Genomic DNA, 17,217 nt, shown 5'->3' with positions numbered 1-17,217 from the left:
GTTTAAAATTTATTCTGATTTTACAACCTCGGTTCTCTCCGATATTCCATTTGAGTTAAAAGCCTCAATTTGGAAATAATAAGCATCGGTTCTGTCGGCTCCTGTGAAGAAATATTCGTTTTTGCCATAAACCATAATGCTTCCATATAATTTATCAGGTGATTTTCCCCAATAGATAACATATCCGTCAGCATCAGAATTTTGTTGCCATTTGAACCAGATGCTTCTTCTTTCGCCATATTTTTTCGGGTCAGCTCGCAGTGGAACGAAGTTTTGAACTTTTGCTGGTTTAGTTCCAGCTCCTTTTCCAAAAACTCTGAATCCACTTAATGCAAATTTTCCTGTTGGCATTTTCAGGTTTTCCATTTTCAGGAATCTTACTTTTGCAGGCGTTTCTAATTCTACATAATCGTGCGGAACATCGGTTTGGTTTTTTGATTTGTCAACAATCACTTTCCAATTTTTGCCATCGTTAGAACCATAGATTTTATACTGATGCATTTTACCGAGTGTTTTTCCCATAAACTCGACATCTTGGTCAGCATAATTAATTTGAATCGCATTGATTGTAGAAACTTCTCCCAAATCTGTCTGAAACCATTCTCCCGAATTTCCGGTTTTTGAAGACCAATAAGTTTTGATGTCTTCATCAACGGCGAGATTCGGTTGATAACCACCTAAAGTTGAAGAAACCTGAACAGGTTTGTTATAATTAAGTAACATCCAATTGGTGAATAATCCTTTAGAAAAATCTTTTCCTTGCGCATATTGCGGAAGAAGAGTAGGGTAGTCTCCATAAGCTGTGTTGGTGTACATCACATCATCTTTATCAAATCCAGTTGGCCAGATTCCCAATCTTCTCTCGAAATTATTTTTTGTTGAAATGAAAATCGTAGAAACGTGCCACCAATTATTGAAGTTATCCTGAAATGTAGCACCGTGACCAGCCCCTCTTGCAAATCCACCTGGTTTATAGGAAAATGGATTGTGTTGCTGATATTCAAAGCCTTCTAAAGGGTTTTTGGAAACATAAACACCATCCGAATAACCACTGAATTCTGTTGCTGGTGCACCGTATTGAAGATAGTATTTGTCATTATGCTTCGTCATCCAAGCGCCTTCCACAAATGGTTGAAGAAATACATTGTCATTATATTCTCCAAATCTTTCCCAACCGTGGTCTTCTGGTTTTAATCTGATGACAGGTTTTACGAAGCCTTCGGATTGTAAAGTTTTAGTTTTAACTTCGGTTCCGAGAAGTGGCCATTCATTGCTTGAACCCCAATAAAGATAAAGTTTGTCTTTGTCTTCATCGTAATGAAAAGCTGGATCCCAAGCGCCGACTTTTAAAGTGTCAACGGCAATTTTCCAATCATCTTTTGTTGGATTGGTGCTTTTCCAAATCGGAAAATCCTGTTCCCAAGTTGAGCCAAATACATAAAGAGTGTCTTTCATCGCCCAAACTGCAGGCGCATTCAAATCGTGAATATATTTGTTGTCTCTAAGAAATTTTCTTTTTACAAATTTCCAATCTAACATATTATCAGAATACCAGTAGCCTTCCTGGTTAGTAGAAAACAAGAATAATTTCTTCTGAAAATTAACAATTACAGGATCAGCAGTTGCACGATGTTTCCCTTGTTTTGAAAAAACTTCGAATGGAGTATAACCATAATCTATATTAATAGGGTTGCAATAAGTTTTTTGCTGAGCAGAAAATAATGTTATAATAGATAATGAAACTATTGCTAGTAATTTTTTCATTGACAATTATTTTAATCCCGAATATATTGAATTTTTTATGAAGAACAATTTTATTCCTTCCAATTCTTGTTGATTAAATCCAAAAGGAAATCAGGACATCTTACAATTTTATTAGTTTCAGCATCTAGGAAAAATAGAGTGGTTGAAGCCTCGGTGATTTTAACTTTATCTTCGTTGTAAATTTCATAATCAAATTCAATTTTTACTCCCGGGATTTTTTTGACGTAAGTGTGAATTTCTAGAAGTTGATCATAAAGTCCTGGTTTTAAATACTTAATTTTATATTCGGAAACGGGTAAGAAAATTCCTCTTTTTTCTATCTCGTCGTATGAGATCCCAAGTGTGCGGAAAAGCTCAACTCTTGCGACTTCAAAATATTCTGCATAGTTGCCATAATAAACATATTTCATAGGGTCGGTTTCTCCGTAACGTACTCTTATTGAGTGTGTTGTGTGTATCATTTCAAGCTCTTAATAATTCATACAAATATATTTTTTAATAATCAATAGTGAAAAAATTTTTTTAAGAAAATTAATAATGAGATATTTGTTGCCTTCATAAAAACGAAAATCCCACCGAAAATAGCAGCAGAAAAATGAACGAAAATTTAGTATTGATCTGGGATAGGTGTCTCCAATTTATGCGGGATAATCTAAACGCAGCGGAGGATAACACAGACCTCAAAAAGTTAGAAAATTCTTTCGACTTATTGTTTGATAAAGTTCAGCCAATTTCTTTGGTGAACAATAATCTTACGTTGCTTGTTCCTAGTGATTTTTACAAAGAATATATCGAGGATAATTATTTGTCTTTACTATCTGCTGCGCTTAAGAAAAATATTGGTAAAGGTGTGAAGTTGTGGTATTCTGTGATGGAAAACAAACCATCAGGAAAAGAAAAGCCAATTACGATGAACGTAAAAGGTATATCTACACAAGCACCAAAAATCCAAGAAGCTAGACCTGTTATTAGAGAGAATAACGTAAATCCTTTTGTGGTTCCTGGGATCAAAAAAATAAACATCGAGTCGAACCTTAAAGCTGATCAATCTTTTGATAACTTTATAGAAGGAGAAAGCAACAAATTTGCTTCTACTGTTGCAAGATCAATTGCAAAAAGACCTGGTTCTACGGCTTTTAACCCGTTATTTGTTTATGGAGGTTATGGTGTTGGGAAAACACACTTAGCTCAGGCTATTGGACTTGAAGTTAAGGCTACTTTTCCTGAAAAAGTAGTTCTTTATCAGTCTTCAGAAAAGTTTATTCAAGACTTTGTGAAAGCGGCTAAGTCTCAGAATAAAACAGATTTCCAGCATTATTATCAGATGATTGATGTGTTGATTATCGATGATATTCAGTTCTTGTCTGGTAAAGCGGCAACTCAAGATAGTTTCTTCCATATTTTTGATTATTTGCATCAGAACGGGAAACAGATTATCTTGACTTCCGATAAAGCTCCAGCTGATATTCTGGATACTCAGGAAAGAATTATTTCCCGCTTCAAATGGGGACTTTCTGCCGAAATCAAATCTCCAAACTTCGATACAAGAAGAAAAATTATTGTTGATAAATTAAATCGTGATGGAATCGAATTAACGGAAGATATGCTAGATTATCTGGCTTCTGAAGTTAAAACAAACGGAGTAAGAGAACTGATTGGGGTTGTAAATGCTGTAATTGCTTACTCAACAGTTTATAAATCTGATTTTAGCCTTGATTTATTAAAAGATACAATTAATAAACTAGCAACAACTCAAAAGAAAACTATCAATATTCCTTATATTCAGGAGGTTGTTTGTGATTATTTTGGGATTCAGAGAGAGCAATTGTTATCTAAAACCAGAAAAAGAGAAATTGCTTTGCCTAGACAATTGGCAATGTATTTTGCAAAAGAATATACCAATGCAACATTCACAAAAATCGGTGAAGAAATGGGAGGAAAAGACCATTCAACGGTAATGTATGCTTGCGATACGATTCGAGATGTTTCCAAAATCGATAAAGAATTGAAGAAATACATCAAGGACTTGAAGGAAAAAATTGGACAATAACAATGTAAGGATTTAATTAATTTTAAATCCTTTTTTATTTAGAATTACAACCACAAAAGGCACAAAGTTTTTTGTTGTCTTAATTTAAAAGTCTAAAAAAGAATTGCTTTAAACTTTTTAGATTTGTCTTTTGTTACTTTTGCGGTTAAAAATTATTTCAATTTTAAAATGTCATTATCAATGAAAATACTAATGGTCTGCCTTGGGAACATTTGCAGAAGTCCTTTAGCAGAAGGGATTTTGAAATCTAAACTCGATGATAGTTATTTTGTAGACAGCGCGGGAACAATCAATTACCACGAAGGCAATGGTCCTGACGAACGTTCTGTAAAAACCGCTTTCAAAAATGGAATTGATATTTCGATGCAAAAATCTAGACCAATCAAAAAATCAGATTTAAATGATTTTGATTTAATTTTCTGTATGGACAAAAACAATTACAAAGATGTTCTAAAAATGGCAGACGATTCTCAAAAGCCTAAAATCAGATTGATTCTCGATGATGAATTGGAAGTTCCAGATCCGTATTATGGAGGAATTGACGGATTTGATAAAGTTTACAAAATGCTCAACGATTCCTGCGAAATAATTGCAGAAAAAATCAGGAAAAATATAATATAATTCACAAACAATTCTAAATTTGTAAGACAAGCCATTCTTATGAATTTTGATATTGAACAAAAACCTATAAAACCAAAAAAATTCTATCAGCTTCTTTATATTCAAGTGATGATTGCGATTGTTTTTGGTGTTTCTCTCGGTTACTTTTATCCTGACTTGGGTGAGAAAATGAAACCTCTCGGCGACGGATTCATCAAGCTGGTCAAAATGATTATTGCGCCGGTAATTTTCTTGACCGTTTCTACTGGAATTGCCGGAATGAGCGACCTTAAAAAAGTTGGAAGAGTTGCAGGAAAAGCATTTATTTATTTTTTTACATTTTCAACTTTAGCGTTGATTATTGGGATGATTGTCAGTCATATCGTTCAGCCGGGAAAAGGTCTTAACATCGACCCAAGCACTCTGAACGGTGCGGAAATTGAAAAATATGTAAAAGCGGCTCACGACAATTCGTTGGTCAGTTTTATTTTCAATATTATTCCAGAAACCTTGTTGAGTCCGCTGACTGGTGATAATATTTTGCAGGTTTTGCTTGTCGCAATTTTATTTGGAGTTGCTTTGGCACTAACTTCAGAGAAAAGTTATCCAGTTTTCGATTTTCTTCAGGCTTTGACAATTCCGATTTTCAAAGTTGTGGAAGTTTTGATGAAACTCGCTCCAATTGGCGCTTTCGGAGCAATGGCTTTCACAATTGGGAAATATGGTGTAGAATCGCTAAAAAACTTGGCTATGCTTGTCGGAACATTTTATGTGACTTCTGCATTGTTTGTCGTTTTGATTTTGGGCAGTGTTGCGTGGTATAATGGATTCAATATTTTCAAATTTCTAAAATATATCAAAGAAGAAATTTTTCTGGTTTTAGGGACAAGTTCGTCTGAACCTGCACTTCCTGGATTAATGAAAAAGATGGTAAATGCAGGCTGCGACAAAGGCGTCGTTGGTTTGGTGTTTCCGACCGGTTATTCCTTCAATCTCGATGGAACCAATATTTATATGACTTTGGCGGCGTTGTTTATTGCGCAGGCTTGTAATATCGATTTGACTTTGGAACATCAGATTGGATTGCTTTTGGTCGCGATGTTGAGTTCCAAAGGTGCGGCTGGCGTTACAGGTGCAGGATTTATCACGCTAGCAGCAACTTTAGCAGTCGTTCCTGAAGTTCCGATTGCCGGAATGACATTGATTCTCGGGATTGATAAATTTATGTCAGAATGCCGAGCGTTGACCAATGTGATTGGAAATGCAGTCGCTACGGTTGTCGTTTCCAATTGGGAAAATCGATTGGACAAGGACCGATTAAAAGAAGTTTTGAACTAAATTTGTGATGATTCAGGTTTGGGCAGCTTAATCCGCCTTCCACTCCCAATCTTTTTTGCAGACGATTTCAGTTTAAATAGAACTTTAAGGTTGGCAAAAAAGGATTTCCGCTCAAGTCGGGCTGCAGCTTCAATATAAAACAAGATTCAACATAAAAACATAATTTTGTAATTCCATAGGAATCTTTACATTGTTTAGATTTCTATGGAATGACAAATGAACTTAAAATCAATTAAGTATAATTGAAAAATACATTTTACGTTATACTTTTTACAATAATACAATAGAAATGTTATACCTTTTACCTGCCTATCTTTCCGAAAATTCTCCAGCAGATTATTTTGCGCCGATAATCAAAGACATCATTATGAATGTGGACCATTATTTTGTGGAGAACGAAAAAACAGCTAGAAAAGTCATCAAGTTTTTTGCACCCGAAAAAAAACAACCGGAACTCAAATTATTTCTGCTCGACAAATATTCTGAAACAGCAGATTTGAAAGAAGCCCAGAAACTGATGAAAGAGGGTGTCGATTTTGGATTGTTATCGGAAGCTGGTTTGCCTTGCATTGGCGATCCCGGAAATATAATGGTTGGTTGGTCTCACAAAAATAACATTAAGGTGATTCCTGTTAACGGTCCAAGTTCCTTTGTTTTAGCTCTGATTGCAAGTGGCTTCAATGGGCAACAGTTTTCTTTTAATGGTTATTTGGCGATTGAAAAAGATAAGAAAAAAAAAGAAATCCAACATTTGGAAAATCTGGTTGAGAAGACAGGATTTACACAAATTTTTATGGAAACACCTTATCGTAACAATCCATTATTTGAAGATTTGACCAAGTTTCTCAATCCAAATACAAAGTTGTGCATCGCCGCTAACATCAATGACCCAGAAACCGAATTCATCAAAACAAAAACTATTAATGATTGGAAAAAAGAAAAACCAGAATTACATAAGATTCCAGCAGTTTTTCTAATCGGAAAATAATTGTAAAAAGAAGTTAGATATTAGAGGTTAGAATTTAGTCTAATTTCTAACTTCTAAAAACTAAAATCTAATAATATGAACCAAACTTATCCTTTTTATCTCAAGTTATCTTGTGTTCTTATAAGCATCGTTGTTTTAGGATTCCTTGCAATTATTGGTGAGCAGGTTTTTGTTCCGATGATTTTGGGATTGCTTGTTGCGATTTTGCTGACTCCGCTTTCTCGTTTTATGGAAAAAAGATTGAGATTTCCGAGAAGTTTGTCTTCTATTGTTGCAAGTCTTTTAGCTCTAGCAATTATTGGAGGTGTGATTTACGGAATCTCGATGCAAGTTGCGAAATTATCCAATGATTGGCCTCAATTTCAGAAACAATTTATCACTTTGACGGACGATTTGCAAAGTTGGATTTCCAAGACTTTCGGAGTCAGAAGACGTGACCAATTGGAATATCTGAATGACACAGCAAAAAAATCAATTAGTACAGGAACTGCGATTTTAGAAAGAGCTTTGAAATCGATTGGTTATATCTTGATGCTAACAGGTTTTACGTTTTTGTTTGCCTTATTTTTCCTTTTATACAGAACGCATCTTTTAAAATTCTTGGTCGCAAGTTTTACAGAATCACATCATAAAACTGTTTTTGAAGTAGTTCACAGCATTCAGTTTATGGTGAAAAAATACTTGGTTGGATTGTTTCTTCAAATGATTATTGTGACGATTTTATCTTTGATTGCTTACACGATTATCGGCGTTAAATATAATTTTATGCTGGCAATCATCACAGGAATCTTAAATATTCTTCCTTATATCGGGATTTTCATTGCTTTGTTGATTGGTGCTTTGATTACGTTTGCAACATCGGGAATCAGTCACGTTTTGTTTATTGTGATTGCGATTGTTGTGATTCACGCGATTGACGGAAATATCATAATGCCAAGAGTTGTGGGTTCCAAAGTGAAAATCAATTCTTTGATTGTTATTATTGGACTTGTAATTGGAGAAATGCTTTGGGGAATTGCGGGAATGTTTTTGACGATTCCGGTTTTGGCGATTCTGAAAATTATTTTTGATAGAGTAGAAGGTCTCCAGTCTTGGGGTTTCCTAATGGGTGAAGACGATGAAGTTCCGGTTTTCAAATCGACTTTTGATAAGTATTTTCAAATGAAAAAAGCTAAGTTGAAATCCAATGAAATCAGTGATTCTGAAAGTGAATCTGCTGACTAAACGTGATTGGTATGAATCACTTGCAGCCCGGCTTGAACGGAAATCCTTTTTACGCAACGCAGTGGAGTGAAAAGATTGGGAGCGGAAGACGGATAAAGCTGCCCCAAATAATTAAAATTGAATTATGAAAAAATTAAGTTTCCTATTCCTAATATGGTCTTTGTTTCTGAATGCACAGACTGAAAAAGAAAATATCATATCGATAAAAAAGTTCCAAAAAGAACTGAATGCAGAATATCTGAACCCCAAAGAATCACCTTTACGAGGCGATAATCTGAAGAATTTTAAAAAGCATCCGTTCTTTCCAATTAATCTGAAATACAGAGTGACTGCAAGATTTGTTAAAACCGAAAATCCTGTTCCGTTTGAATTGCCAACTTCTTCTGGAAAATTCAAACAATATCAGGAATATGGAAAAGCAACTTTTGAATTGGACGGTGAATCTTTAACCCTGACATTGTACCAAAGTTTGGACTTGATGAAAATAGAGAAATATAAAGATCATATTTTCCTACCTTTCCGTGACGAAACCAATGAAAAGGAAACATACGGTGGCGGAAAATATATGGATTTGAAAATCCCGACCGGAAACGAAATCGTTTTGGATTTTAACAAATCTTATCAGCCTTACTGTGCTTATAATGCTTTTGATTATAACTGTCCAATTGTGCCGGCTGAAAACAAATTACCGATTAGAATTGAAGCTGGTGTGATGTATGAGGATGTTTATCATCATTAACTTTAACGTCTGTTAACAACACTTTTGCACAATCCTTGAAACGCTTCTCTCAAAATAATAAAATTATGAGCGATAAAAAATTAGCCGGACTATGGATTGACGGCAGAAAAGCAATAGTTGTAACGAATCACGATGGACAGGATGTTTCAGAATTTGAAGTGAAACAAATTGTATTTGCTGATGTTCAGCACGGCAACTCCAACGAAAATGCAGCCAATAATGTAGAACAAACCAACAAGTCAAAATTCTTTAAAGAAATAGAAAAAATCATCACCAATAGTACAGATTTGTATGTTACGGGGCCTGGAACTTCTCAAGAAGAATTACGAAATCATTTGTTAGAAACACCTCAATATAAGAATTTGAACATCAAATTAGGAACAGATTCTCAACTCAGTGAACAGGAGGTTTTGGAAGAAGTGAAATCTCACTTCCACGCATAAAGCAAAAGCGAAGGCTAATCTTCGCTTTTTTTTATAATGTTTAGTTAATTGTGAAATCCCAAACTGTATCTTAACTGTTTGTAGAAGCAATATCTATTAAGATTTTGACTTCGGATGGATCTTTGATTAGTTTTTCAAAACCTTCTTCTACAATATTATCCAGAGAGATTTTGCTGGTTATCAATTTTTCAACATCCATTTGTTTGGAGTTGATGAGCTCAATGACTTGTGGGAAAATATTTCTGTATGCTATTACGCCTCTAATAGTAATTTCTCTACAAACTTGGTCAAACGCATCAAGAGTTACAGGTTTGCCAAATAAAGCAACTAATAAAGAGGTACCGCCATTTTTAAGAGCATCTATTCCGTTTTGGAAAGTGGCTTGTACACCAGCAGCGTCTATCACACGATCTACACCGTCATTTCCAACAATTTTTTTTATTTGCTCTGGGATGTCGTTATCCATTCCATTGATCACATAGTCTGCGCCAACTTCTTTTGCTTTTTCAAGGCGGGTTTCGGAAACATCTATCACAAAAGTAGTTGTTGCTCCTGCGACTTTTGCAGCCTGAAGACATAATAGTCCTATAGGTCCTGCTCCAAAAATGGCAACACTTTCGCCAATTTCTAGACCGCTAGATTTTACAGCGTATACTGCAACAGCTGCAGGTTCTACAAGAGCGCCTTGTTCAAAACTCATGCTGTCGGGTATCTTGTGAACCATGTAATCTTCTACCACTACATATGGTGCAAATCCACCATTAGAAGATAATCCTACAAATCCTAAAGGAGAAGAAAGATTATATTTTCCATTAGGAATGAAAGAACTTTCAGGATTCTTATATATTGGTTCTACTACAACTCTGTCTCCAACTTTAAGTTTTGTGCTGGCATTTTCGCCAATTTCGGAAATGACTCCAGAGAACTCGTGGCCAAGTGTTGTTACTCCTATATGTCCTGTCAAAAGATATGGCTCATCTTTCGGAATTAGGTTGGGGCCGTGAACATATTCGTGTAAATCGGATCCACAGATTCCTGCAAACTTTACTTCAACTTTAATTTGGTTAGAACCAACTTTTGGGATTTCTGTTTCTTCTACTCGTACATCTTTTGCGGCGTACCATCTTGCTGCTTTCATAATTGGATACTTTTTATTTGATTATAATATCAAATTTATGAAGGATTTTTCGAAGCAATATTCTATTGTGTATGAGTTATCTCACAAATGATAAATTATCAAATTCTCTCCAATTCTCCTGCATCAATCGTAGTTTTGAAGGTTCCATAGTTGACAATCACTTTGTTTTTTGAAATTTTTTCAATGGTGCCTACACTGGTGCTTCCGGAAATCCTAACACGTTGACCGACTTTCATCCAAACGGCGCGTTCTGCTTTTCGCTTTTCCTCCAGTTTCTCGTTGGTTTCAGCAATTTTTTCGATAACATCTTCTTTTTTTAATTGTTGCGTGATTTTGCGTTTCACAACTTGAAGACGTTTGCTTTCGTCTTTGTCAGTGCCCAATTTCCGGAATTTTTCCTGTTCCAAGATTTTTACAAAATCTTTAACCACATCTTTTCTGGATTTACCTTTTACGTAACTGTCGATGAAGTTTTCGATCTTGTTTCCGAACTGCAGTTTTCTGTGTTCTTCTTCATAAAGTTTTTGAAAATTGAATAACTTTTGCTGAAGCTGTTCGTTCAGTTTTTGGAGATTGTCGCGTTTGTCTTCTACAGAATCTCGTTTTTCCGACAAATCAGATTTTAATTTTTCAACTTCGAATTTTTCCTGCTGAAGTTTCACAATTGTTTTGTCAAGATTTACAATGTCGTGCTCAACTTTCTTTCTAGCATTTTTAATAATGAATCTCGGGATTCGGTTTTTCTCAGCGACTTCAAAAGTAAAAGAACTTCCGGCTTGCCCGATTTCCAATTTGTAAAGGGGTTCCAATGTTCTCTCGTCAAAAAGCATTGCGGCGTTTGTAGCTGCGGGCAATTGTTCTACAACCAGTTTGATATTGGTGTAATGCGTTGTTATGATTCCGAAACTTTTCTTGTCATAGAAATATTCCATAAAACTTTCCGCTAAAGCGCCTCCTAATTCTGGATCGGAACCAGTTCCGAACTCGTCAATCAAAAGCAAAGTTTTGTTGTCAGCTTCGCGAATCATTCCAGACATTTTTCTCAATCGGGAAGAATAGGTTGACAGATGATTTTCTATGGATTGATTATCTCCAATGTCAGTCATTATTTTATCAAAGAAAAACATTTCGGATTTTGGATGAACAGGAACAAGAATTCCACTCTGAATCATTAATTGTAATAATCCAACCGTTTTTAAAGTAATGGATTTTCCACCAGCATTTGGTCCGGAGATACAAATGATTCGATTATGCTCGGTTAAGGTTAAAGTCTGAGAAAAGATTTCCTTATTTTCATTTTTATTTCGAATCCAAAGAAGTGGGTGAAAAGCGTCTTTCAAACGTAAAGTTTGATGTCTATTGATTTTCGGTAAAATTCCATTGACTTTTTCAGCAAATTTGGCTTTTGCTCGAATTAAATCTAAATCAAAAATGTAAGTTTGATAATCCGAAAGCTGTGGTTGAAATTCCGAAAGTTCTGCCGTTAATTTTCTAAGGATTTTATCGATTTCTTTTTTCTCTTCTTCCTGATTTTCCTTCAGTTTGAAATAATGTTTCACAACGCTTTCCGGTTGCATAAAAGTAATAGAACCTGTTTTGGAAATTCCTAAAACGCGTCCATTGACTCTTTTTTTGAAACCTGATTTTACTGCTAAAACTCTTTGGTCATCAATAATACTTTCTCTGATGTCTTCTAAAAAATCGGAATAAGTTGCCAAAGATCGATTAAAATTCTCATCAATGGCTTTTCTGGCGTGTTGAATTTCTGTTCTTAAAGTTTTTAAAATTGTAGAAGCTTCACTTTTGACATCTCCAAATCGGTTGAAAACTTTGTCAACTTTATCAATAATTTCTTTTCGGAATTCTAAGTCTTTAACTTCTTCAATGAGTGTTGGAAATGCTTCTGAAAACTGAGGGAAGAATCTCTGTAATTTCCCGATTTGTTCGGTAATTGTTTTGATTTTGATGAAGGATTTATTCTCTAATCGAAAGTTTTCGATATGCATCAATTTCAATTCTTCTTCGATGTCTTCGTATTCATCAAAAGGGATTGCGTTGGAACTTTCAAAACTCGTTAGGAATTCCGAGGTTTTCTTCAAAGAGATTTCTGCTTCGTCTATTTCCATTGGACGAAGTTCCATTATTTTGTCTGCCGTTTTCGGCGAGTAAGCGAAAGGTGCAATTTCCGAAAGAAGTTCCGGAAATTCTAATTCATTGAGGTCTGCTTTATTAATATTCACAATACAAATTTACGAATTTGAATTGATGTTGCGAAGTTGATTGAAAAGTGAAAATTTTAGATGGATAATTTCTTTCAGAAATTGATTTTTTATATGTCTTCAAGAGCCTCAGATTGAAAGATTGTCCGTTATGAATTAGCAGAGAATAAGACGTTCAAATTTAAAAAAGGAACCTGCAGCTGAGTCTGCAAGTTCCTCAATTCACAATACCATTCTAGCCCTTGGCATTGCTACGTTGAAAAATCTAATTATATGAAAAAGTTATTTGTTTGATTTTTAAATTTTTGTTGCTAAGCTGAATGTCAAGTCGAGGTCGTCTTTCACGACAATCATCCCGCCCATTTTTTTCGGAGGCGTGATGTTGAAATCACTGAATTTTACATTCTTTTTGCCAACCAATTTGTTGTTTTCTATATCAAATTCGATACTGTATCTTTTACTTTGGTTCATCATTTTGACTTCTACTATTGCATTGAAACCGTCTTGGTTTTTTGTGAAGTTGATGAACTTGATGGTCATATTTGGGTATTTATCAGAATTCAGAATTTTTTGAAAATCTTTGGTCATCATTTTGTTTCCACAATCGAAGTCTGTGACTTTTAAAATGATGTTTGGGAGATTTTTTTCTGAGAATGTATAAACACTTCCGTCATTTTTGAATTTGTTGTTGATGCATTGAAACTTGTTGACATTTGTGCTACCATTGATTTGAACAAAATTTCCTTGGGCAAATGTGAATAGTGAAAATAAACCGAAAAGTAAGTGTAAAAGTTTCATAGCTAGATATTTTTTTAAAACAGAGGAGACCCGAGAGTTTCCTCTGCTTCTGTTAACTGAATATTAGAAAGATATTGCTGCCTCTAATACAAATCCATCGAATTTGCCTCCATATAGGATGTTTGTAGGTGCATATCCATCATATTTTTGATTGACATATTCTAGTTTTGTAAGGATGTTTTTGGTCATAAACCAGCCTCCGCCAACATTATATCTTGTGACATCTACTTTTTCTCCAGTTGCTAGTTTGCCATCAACTCCGTTATATCTTCCTGCGATATAAAAATTCTCGTTGTTCCCAAATCTGTAAAGTAGTTCTGCAACATATTGGTTCCAAGTTCTTCTGTCGGTTTCTGCAAAGTTTCTACCAGATGCGTTTTCGTATGTTCCGAAGAATTCCAAACCTTTGTATTTTACAAACGGATTAATCATAAAAGATGTCAGTTTGTTTTTGAAATCAGGAACAACTTGTCCAGATCTGAAGTTTGCAGAAGATGTTGCAGCAGTGTTTTCCATTACGAAGTAATATCTAGATCCCGCTCTGTCACCGTCATAAAAATCCATTCTTTGAGTGTGTGCAGTGTTGTAAACAGATCCTGTTAGTCGTACTCTTAGATCATTGTTAAGTTGTTTGTCGTAACCTAATTTTGCATAGATTGATGGGCTTGTACCTCCATTAGCATTTTGATTTAATCGTCCGTTGGTAATACCCGCCATTCCTATGAAACCATCTCTTCTGTAATAAACTTCTGCAAAAACCATTGTAGCAAATGCGTCCATCAGATAGTTTCCTACAAACGGATTGTTTGTTACATAAGCATTATCACTTCTTCTATAATGTACATCACCATAATTAATTTCGTCGTGACCAAACTTAATCGTTGCATATTTCATTACATCTTTTAAGAAGTCTTTTTTGATGAAGTCTAACTTATTGATTTGTAAATATCCTCCTTTTACATAAGTTTCATTGTGGTGACGAGAAGATAAAAATGTTCTCAAGTGTAAATTTACGCCATCGTATAAAGCTACGTCAAGATCCAAGTTTGCAGTTGCAAGATTGAAGTTGTTTCCTATATCATATAATTGATTTGTGTTTACACCTGCAGCATTAATAACTGGAGTGGCATTGTTTTCATGTTGTATTGCTTGGAATTGTAGTGCAAATGCACCGCCAACTCTTACTTTTAATTTTTCAAAAGTACTTACTGTATCTTTAACATTTTCAAAAGAGTTTACACTTCTTTGATCACGGGGGTTTAGATTATCAATTGGAAATTCCTGTGCTAATCCAAAGTTTGCGGTTAGTAAAGCTGCGATGAAGCCGACTTTTAATAGATTTCTTTTCATGATATTATAAATTATTCAGTTAATTTTTAAAGATTGATTTACTCTGCTACTATGTTTACTTTTACTGTTACTACATCTCCGGTTTTAATTCCCATAAATCCTGGGCGATCCATTCCGAACTCAGATAGTTTTACAGTTTCTGTTCCGTCGATCACATAAGCATTTCCTTTTTTTACAACAGATACTGGGAAAGAAACATTTTTAGAAGTTCCTGCGATGGTTAATTTTCCTGTAGCATTACTTTTTCCTAGGTTGATAGAAGTTGCTGTGAAGGTTACATTTGGGGTTTTGTCAGCTTTCAAAGCTTCGTAGGCTTTCTTTTCCATTGTTTTTCCTTTTTCGGCTTTTATCGTTTTTACAGGAACATTTAAACTTACATTTGTGATTGCGTTACCTGCTACTGTTCCCGAGAAAGTTGCTGTAGAACCTGTCATTTCCCAATCGTGCATTGGAGAAGTTCCGTTGATAGCAATTGTTGTAGTTTTTTGAGTTAATTTTTGAGCATTTGATAATTGGGCAAAACACAATGTTCCAAGAACTAAAGTTGCAGTGATTAGATTTTTCATTGTTTTCATTTTCTTAAATTTTGATTGTTATAATTGTTTATATTTCATTTTTGATAGTACAAAGGTATGAGTGTGTTAATTAATTTGCTATTTTTTTGTAATGACAAAAATCTTATCAAATGGTCTGGTTATGATATTGATAAATAAAATCGATAAGTGTTATCGATTTTGTCTTATACGTAATTGTTTGCTTAATTTATGGATACTCTTTCTGGTAAAAGAATAACGAATAATCAGAGATGACATTTGTTAGGTCTTTGATTGATGATGAAAATCAGTGTTGATATTTTTGAATATATATAAAATTTGTTAAATTATTGAGAAATTAATAAAATTATATGACGGATGTCATATTTGAGACTGATTCACGTAAAAAGTATTTTAAAGAAGTCGGTTTAGTTATTCTTTTTGCTTGTCAAATACTGATTTCTGGCGTATATATACAAAAGTTTGCGGATTTTGTTTTATTACGAACAGATGATAAGCTGTTTTTACTGAGGGTTTTAATATTTAATCGAAACTTGTGGTGGAGAATGGTGTGTTTTTTGATAATGCTTCGAACCCAAATGTTTTTCTGTAATTGATACAGTTGGTTGTGGATGTTTGTTTTAAATTTAAAATAGCTGCTGGAAACTAGAAAATCTTTGGCTCTTGGTTTCTTATGGCTAATATTTTTTCAAATATTACGTTTCTAAGGAAATGGTCTATAGTTAAAGTTTCGATACTGTGGATGGAAAATGGTTATGTATGTTTTTTTTTAAAAAAAATTGATGGAGTTTGTTATTTTAAGTTTGTTGAGTCTGAAATATATGTTTGATAATAAATAAGTTCCAGTTAAGTTGATAGATGGTAATAAAATAATGTCATCCAATGAAGTAGGTGGACGGATAATATGCATAACTTTAGCGAATAATTAATTTATAAATATGGATAAAAGTATTATCGATTTGCATCCTGGTCTTGTGGCGGGTTTTATCATAGTTGTAGTGGTGATGTTGTTGTTGGATCTTGGTGTTTTCAATAAAAAGGCGCATGAGGTGTCTTCTAAAGAAGCAACAACATGGACTATTGTTTGGATTTCTTTATCGATGGTTTTTTCAGTTGTTGTTTATTGGGTTTTCAATCAAGATGCAGGAGGACACGCTTTGGCAATAGAGAAGTTTACTCAGTTTCAGGCAGCGTATTGGATAGAAAAAGCATTATCTGTAGATAATCTCTTTGTATTTATTTTGGTATTTGGATTTTTCAAAGTTCCAAGACATCTTCATCATAAAGTCTTGTTTTGGGGGATAATTGGAGCGCTTATTTCTAGAGCGATTTTTATTTTTGCAGGTGTTGAGTTGATTGATTTGACTTATTTGCCAGAGATGACGGTTTTTGGACATGATGTTAAAATTAATGTAGTGATGACGCTTTTTGGGCTGTTCCTGATTTATGCGGGTGTCAAATCTTGGGGTGGAGGAGATCATGATGAAGAACAAGATTATAGTAAAAGTGCTGGCGCGAAATTGATTAAAAGTTTCTGGAAAGTTTCTGATAGCTATAATGGAGATAAGTTTTTCACAACACAAAAAGGAGTAAAAATGGCAACGCCTCTTTTAGTTGTTGTTGCTGTAATCGAGTTTACAGATGTTTTGTTTGCGGTGGATTCTATTCCAGCGATTTTTGCGATTTCTAAAGATCCTTTTATCCTTTATACGTCTAATATTTTTGCGATTTTGGGATTGAGATCTTTATATTTCTTGCTTTCCAATTTCATACATATGTTCAGTAAGTTACCTTATGGGCTTGCTGTGATTTTGAGTTTTATTGGAGTTAAAATGTTGATTTCACCTTGGTATCATATTTCATCTCCTGTCTCATTAGGGGTTGTTGGGGGGATTTTGATATTATCGGTTGTTGTTTCAGTAATGTTTCCGGATAAGGAGGAGAAGTCTGCTTAAATGGATCAGTCTTAAAAGTTGGGGGATTAGGCAAAAATTTTTGATAATCTGAATAAG

The 17,217-nt window shown here is 34.5% G+C and carries 15 protein-coding genes; 8 read left to right on the top strand and 7 right to left on the bottom strand.

Features of this window, described 5'->3' with window-relative positions:
* Nucleotides 1-9: 9 nt before the first annotated feature.
* Both RTY06_RS00075 and RTY06_RS00070 read right to left on the bottom strand, forming a co-directional pair.
* Entirely contained in the window at nt 10-1,764 is a 1,755-nt protein-coding gene (locus RTY06_RS00075) for a discoidin domain-containing protein (RefSeq protein ID WP_312821873.1), read from the bottom strand.
* Between the two features lie 50 nt (nt 1,765-1,814).
* A complete protein-coding gene (locus RTY06_RS00070; protein WP_312821872.1) occupies nt 1,815-2,225 on the bottom strand; it encodes a thioesterase family protein in 411 nt (136 codons plus the stop codon).
* A 134-nt stretch (nt 2,226-2,359) separates the two neighbouring features.
* Here RTY06_RS00070 and dnaA point away from each other — a divergent pair, with 134 nt between their 5' ends.
* The 7 genes from dnaA to RTY06_RS00035 all read left to right on the top strand — a co-directional run bounded on the left by dnaA (nt 2,360) and on the right by RTY06_RS00035 (nt 9,146).
* A complete protein-coding gene (dnaA, locus tag RTY06_RS00065) occupies nt 2,360-3,814 on the top strand; it encodes a chromosomal replication initiator protein DnaA (RefSeq protein ID WP_312821871.1) in 1,455 nt (484 codons plus the stop codon).
* A 180-nt stretch (nt 3,815-3,994) separates the two neighbouring features.
* Nucleotides 3,995-4,435: a low molecular weight protein-tyrosine-phosphatase gene (locus tag RTY06_RS00060; protein ID WP_312821870.1), complete on the top strand. Its 441-nt coding sequence runs from the start codon at nt 3,995-3,997 to the stop codon at nt 4,433-4,435.
* A 39-nt stretch (nt 4,436-4,474) separates the two neighbouring features.
* Nucleotides 4,475-5,752 carry a dicarboxylate/amino acid:cation symporter gene (locus RTY06_RS00055; RefSeq protein WP_312821869.1) on the top strand — a complete coding sequence of 426 codons (1,278 nt, stop codon included), beginning with the start codon at nt 4,475-4,477 and terminating at the stop codon, nt 5,750-5,752.
* A 289-nt stretch (nt 5,753-6,041) separates the two neighbouring features.
* On the top strand, nt 6,042-6,740 hold the full coding sequence (locus RTY06_RS00050) for an SAM-dependent methyltransferase (protein ID WP_312821867.1): 699 nt from the start codon (nt 6,042-6,044) through the stop codon (nt 6,738-6,740).
* A gap of 75 nt (nt 6,741-6,815) precedes the next feature.
* Nucleotides 6,816-7,964, top strand: a complete 1,149-nt coding sequence (locus RTY06_RS00045) for an AI-2E family transporter (protein WP_312821865.1) — start codon at nt 6,816-6,818, stop codon at nt 7,962-7,964.
* Between the two features lie 124 nt (nt 7,965-8,088).
* Nucleotides 8,089-8,703, top strand: a complete 615-nt coding sequence (locus RTY06_RS00040; RefSeq protein WP_312821863.1) for a DUF1684 domain-containing protein — start codon at nt 8,089-8,091, stop codon at nt 8,701-8,703.
* Nucleotides 8,704-8,768: 65 nt separating this feature from the next.
* Nucleotides 8,769-9,146: a hypothetical protein gene (locus RTY06_RS00035; RefSeq protein WP_312821862.1), complete on the top strand. Its 378-nt coding sequence runs from the start codon at nt 8,769-8,771 to the stop codon at nt 9,144-9,146.
* Between the two features lie 70 nt (nt 9,147-9,216).
* Here the strand turns inward: RTY06_RS00035 and RTY06_RS00030 are convergent, their stop codons facing one another.
* From RTY06_RS00030 to RTY06_RS00010, 5 genes are all read right to left on the bottom strand, one after another.
* Nucleotides 9,217-10,284 (bottom strand): 2,3-butanediol dehydrogenase, encoded by a 1,068-nt coding sequence (locus tag RTY06_RS00030; RefSeq protein WP_312821861.1) that lies wholly within the window; start codon nt 10,282-10,284, stop codon nt 9,217-9,219.
* Between the two features lie 98 nt (nt 10,285-10,382).
* Nucleotides 10,383-12,524: an endonuclease MutS2 gene (locus RTY06_RS00025; protein WP_312821860.1), complete on the bottom strand. Its 2,142-nt coding sequence runs from the start codon at nt 12,522-12,524 to the stop codon at nt 10,383-10,385.
* Nucleotides 12,525-12,800: 276 nt separating this feature from the next.
* On the bottom strand, nt 12,801-13,301 hold the full coding sequence (locus RTY06_RS00020; protein ID WP_312821859.1) for a YceI family protein: 501 nt from the start codon (nt 13,299-13,301) through the stop codon (nt 12,801-12,803).
* Between the two features lie 63 nt (nt 13,302-13,364).
* A complete protein-coding gene (locus RTY06_RS00015) occupies nt 13,365-14,651 on the bottom strand; it encodes a hypothetical protein (RefSeq protein WP_312821858.1) in 1,287 nt (428 codons plus the stop codon).
* A gap of 38 nt (nt 14,652-14,689) precedes the next feature.
* Nucleotides 14,690-15,217: a YceI family protein gene (locus RTY06_RS00010; RefSeq protein ID WP_312821857.1), complete on the bottom strand. Its 528-nt coding sequence runs from the start codon at nt 15,215-15,217 to the stop codon at nt 14,690-14,692.
* Between the two features lie 926 nt (nt 15,218-16,143).
* Between RTY06_RS00010 and RTY06_RS00005 the strand changes: the two genes are divergently transcribed.
* Nucleotides 16,144-17,160 (top strand): TerC/Alx family metal homeostasis membrane protein, encoded by a 1,017-nt coding sequence (locus tag RTY06_RS00005; protein WP_312821856.1) that lies wholly within the window; start codon nt 16,144-16,146, stop codon nt 17,158-17,160.
* Nucleotides 17,161-17,217 lie beyond the last annotated feature (57 nt).

It is taken from the genome of Epilithonimonas sp., from assembly GCF_032055105.1.
GTDB lineage: Bacteria > Bacteroidota > Bacteroidia > Flavobacteriales > Weeksellaceae > Epilithonimonas.
This window is presented reverse-complemented; position numbering and strand designations above follow the sequence as displayed.

Coding starts and splice junctions, on each gene's coding strand:
- RTY06_RS00075 (WP_312821873.1), bottom strand. CDS start 1,764: ATGAAAAAATTACTAGCAATAGTTTCATTATCTATTATAACATTATTT.
- RTY06_RS00070 (WP_312821872.1), bottom strand. CDS start 2,225: ATGATACACACAACACACTCAATAAGAGTACGTTACGGAGAAACCGAC.
- dnaA (WP_312821871.1), top strand. CDS start 2,360: ATGAACGAAAATTTAGTATTGATCTGGGATAGGTGTCTCCAATTTATG.
- RTY06_RS00060 (WP_312821870.1), top strand. CDS start 3,995: ATGAAAATACTAATGGTCTGCCTTGGGAACATTTGCAGAAGTCCTTTA.
- RTY06_RS00055 (WP_312821869.1), top strand. CDS start 4,475: ATGAATTTTGATATTGAACAAAAACCTATAAAACCAAAAAAATTCTAT.
- RTY06_RS00050 (WP_312821867.1), top strand. CDS start 6,042: ATGTTATACCTTTTACCTGCCTATCTTTCCGAAAATTCTCCAGCAGAT.
- RTY06_RS00045 (WP_312821865.1), top strand. CDS start 6,816: ATGAACCAAACTTATCCTTTTTATCTCAAGTTATCTTGTGTTCTTATA.
- RTY06_RS00040 (WP_312821863.1), top strand. CDS start 8,089: ATGAAAAAATTAAGTTTCCTATTCCTAATATGGTCTTTGTTTCTGAAT.
- RTY06_RS00035 (WP_312821862.1), top strand. CDS start 8,769: ATGAGCGATAAAAAATTAGCCGGACTATGGATTGACGGCAGAAAAGCA.
- RTY06_RS00030 (WP_312821861.1), bottom strand. CDS start 10,284: ATGAAAGCAGCAAGATGGTACGCCGCAAAAGATGTACGAGTAGAAGAA.
- RTY06_RS00020 (WP_312821859.1), bottom strand. CDS start 13,301: ATGAAACTTTTACACTTACTTTTCGGTTTATTTTCACTATTCACATTT.
- RTY06_RS00015 (WP_312821858.1), bottom strand. CDS start 14,651: ATGAAAAGAAATCTATTAAAAGTCGGCTTCATCGCAGCTTTACTAACC.
- RTY06_RS00010 (WP_312821857.1), bottom strand. CDS start 15,217: ATGAAAAATCTAATCACTGCAACTTTAGTTCTTGGAACATTGTGTTTT.
- RTY06_RS00005 (WP_312821856.1), top strand. CDS start 16,144: ATGGATAAAAGTATTATCGATTTGCATCCTGGTCTTGTGGCGGGTTTT.